The organism is Marinifilum caeruleilacunae (assembly GCF_013141825.1).
GTDB classification, from domain to species: domain Bacteria; phylum Bacteroidota; class Bacteroidia; order Bacteroidales; family Marinifilaceae; genus Marinifilum; species Marinifilum caeruleilacunae.
On the sequence record NZ_RZNH01000077.1, the window covers coordinates 1 to 3,040 of the forward strand.

Sequence of the window (3,040 nt, forward strand, 5' to 3'; positions counted from 1 at the left end):
ACAAACCCTCTCTGTTTAAAAAATAACCGAAAAAATTCTCACTCGGTGAGACTCTTCTTCTCATTTTTTAACAGATTTTTGAGACTAGTCAAGAAAACACATTGGATTTATTCTCATTTTTTACAAAAAAAATGAGACAAAAAGTCACAATATCGAGACATTTAGTCACTGTAGAGAGAATTTTTTCTCTCCTGAGAGAATTTTTTTTCTCTATAGAGACTAGACATCCAGTGTTTATGCGGGTTACGAGACATATAAGAATATAAGAAATATAAGATCTAAGAGGCTTTGCTTAGCTCTGAGTAAAATTTTTATCGGCATTGTGATAACTGGGCTTCGCAATAGAAAACCAAAAACCATCTGGAAAACCATCCCAGTTACCCCGATTCCGGGGCCCTGCTTCGCAATATGGAGGATTTTGCTATAAAAACCGTCCTGGCCGGACGGGCCAACCCTTCAAAGCCACACAGCAAGCTGTGTAGCTTCTCAGCGTTTTAGAGAACGAACTGGAGGTGGACTTACTGTATCCGTAGGGGTAGAAGCTGCTTTAATTTTCTTTGCTGCTTCATTTTTGTTCTTAATCTTAAATCTCAGCAATCTATCGCCCCCACGGGGCTTAGAGCTTGTTTCAACATCTGTAATGTCGTCAAATCCACCTGCGCTTCTTCTGCTCTTTCTACCGTAGCTTTGTTGTGATCTGACAGAAGCATGACCCATAATTTTAGCGATTTTTTCAGCATCAAAACCCTCTGAATTTTTCAATTCTGTTGCTTTTGCATGTCTAAAAGAATACGCCGAGGCGTGATATTTTTTCCTGGGCCATAGTTTTTTGCTTATTTTTGTAATGTATCCGGAAAACGCTTTTGCACTTTCAGTTTTAATTTTTAAATCATATGCCTGAGGGTTTTTCTCAAAAATATCTATTATAGATTTGTAATATTGAAGATTTTTATCTGTGATTTTTACCGTAACCTCTCTAATTCTAATACCTCTTTTTTGTTGATAATTTAATTTTGAGCCGATGATTTTAAAACTTAACTTATTGTTTTTACTATCAAAATTAACTTTAATGCCAGTTTCGATCTCGTCCGGTCTGCAACCTGTGGCATATAATGCCACAAGTGCGTTAGCGCATTTTAGATTATGCGAAATCGCATATTCTAAAATACTTTCTCTAAAATTATCATTTAGTTTTTTTATATTTCGTTTTGAATTACCCATAATTTCTACCTGAAAAATGATCTCTAATGTTTTCAATTACCTTTAAGGTTAAATAACAATCGACGGCTGAATTATGCAATTTTAAGTTTTTCGTTTCGATATTAAAATAATTTGCAGCAAATTCGAGCTTTTTCCATTTGTATTTATCTGTATCATAGTACTCATTATGTTCACCATAAAAATACGCAAAATCTTTCATTACGCAACGAGATCTAAATTCTACATCGTCGAAATCGTTATTTTCTTTATATTTATATCCTGCATAATTTAAAGATCTATATATTGTTGAAAGATCAAAACCTTCATTATAAATAAAAATAGTTTTATTTTTATTTTCTTCTGTGTTTATTATTTTCAAAAAATCCTCATATATAGGAATTATATTTCTACTATCTTTGATCATTTTATTAGAAATATTATGTATTGACTGTGCTGTTTTTGAAATCTTATTCCTGGTTGGTTTGCAATATTCGTTAATTAATATATTGTTTTTGTCGTCAATCAATGAAAAACTAACAACCTCACCAACAAGATCTGTTGTTTCTGTATCAAGTACGAAAAAACCGTTTTGCGTAAGTTGTTGATATTCATCAACAATTACTTTCAATCTTTTATCTTCTTCATTATTTATCTCTTCTATTATTTTATTTAATTCCTCATCTGGAATTACTTCGTCATTTTCAATTTTTGTTGCCATAATTTCACCTCATTTATTGTTTTTTATATTGTTAACATCAAATTCCGGAGATTTCAAAATTTCGCTTTGCTCAAATTTGAAATACCGTAAAACCCAAACCATCCCCCCATTATTTAAATTTTTCGCGTTGCTTCAAAATTCAAACAATGACCCCCGGTTGGGGGTGGCATAATTTCGGGTAATAAAAAACTTACCCTTCATAATGCCTTGTTGTTCCACCCCAAGAACGGGGTTGAAACAACAAAAGATAATATAGTTATATCCGGGTTGAAATTAATGTCAATATTTGAAATGTGGAGAAAATGAGAATAAAAAAATCCCTTAGAAAATAGAATTTTTTTCTATTTTTTAAGGGATTTGGCCCGTCCGGCGAGGACGGTTTTAAGCATATTTTGAGCGAAGAATTTTTAAATTTTCTTCTTGTTGTTTTTCTTCTTCTTTAATTTTAATTTCTTTAACAAATCTTGCACGATCGCCATTGAAAATGATCGCCGGGTTAATATAAAAAATGTATCTTTTTACAGATTTTGCGATCATTTTCTTTTCTAATAATTCTTTTAAACCTCTATAGTAGACAGCTTTTGAAATTGCTGACTCGTATTTTTCAGCTTCCTCTTTTGCTGTTTCGAAATTTAAATAAATTTCGTCACCGCCTATCTGTTTTTGATACAAACCCATAATTATGAAAAACAATTTAAATCCGGTTTGAGACAAATCAAAATAGAATTTGATTTGTCCTGTAAAAATTTTTAAAAATTCTTCCCTATCAACTTCTTGAATTTGTGATATTGTTGTTGTGAAAACCCCCTCTTCTGTTTCTACTTCTGAACCCCGATCAACAGTTAGTTTTTTCTTTTTAGTATCAATAGACATATTGAAAACAAACGGGTTCTTTTTATGTTCGATCTCACTATCGTTTTCAATATTAGTTTTTTCTTTGTGTAAAATTTCTACATTGTTTTTCTTTGTCATATACAAACCCTCTCTGTTTAAAAAATAACCGAAAAAATTCTCACTCGGTGAGACTCTTCTTCTCATTTTTTAACAGATTTTTGAGACTAGTCAAGAAAACACATTGGATTTATTCTCATTTTTTACAAAAAAAATGAGACAAAAAGTCAC

The 3,040-nt window shown here is 31.6% G+C and carries 3 protein-coding genes; all 3 read right to left on the reverse strand.

The window, feature by feature from the left end; genetic code table 11:
* Positions 1-486: 486 nt before the first annotated feature.
* The 3 genes from ELS83_RS21480 to ELS83_RS21490 all read right to left on the reverse strand — a co-directional run bounded on the left by ELS83_RS21480 (position 487) and on the right by ELS83_RS21490 (position 2,956).
* On the reverse strand, positions 487-1,257 hold the full coding sequence (locus tag ELS83_RS21480) for a site-specific integrase (RefSeq protein ID WP_171597596.1): 771 nt from the start codon (positions 1,255-1,257) through the stop codon (positions 487-489).
* Entirely contained in the window at positions 1,214-1,918 is a 705-nt protein-coding gene (locus tag ELS83_RS21485) for a 3'-5' exonuclease (protein ID WP_086642457.1), read from the reverse strand. The genes ELS83_RS21480 and ELS83_RS21485 overlap by 44 nt, the downstream gene beginning before the upstream one ends.
* Positions 1,919-2,299: 381 nt before the next feature.
* Positions 2,300-2,956, reverse strand: coding sequence for a hypothetical protein (locus tag ELS83_RS21490; RefSeq protein ID WP_171597597.1), 657 nt, complete (start codon positions 2,954-2,956; stop codon positions 2,300-2,302).
* Positions 2,957-3,040 lie beyond the last annotated feature (84 nt).

Bases quoted from the DNA above. Each gene is read 5' to 3' on its own strand.
- ELS83_RS21490 (WP_171597597.1), bottom strand. From the start codon at position 2,956: ATGAGAAGAAGAGTCTCACCGAGTGAGAATTTTTTCGGTTATTTTTTA.
- ELS83_RS21485 (WP_086642457.1), bottom strand. From the start codon at position 1,918: ATGGCAACAAAAATTGAAAATGACGAAGTAATTCCAGATGAGGAATTA.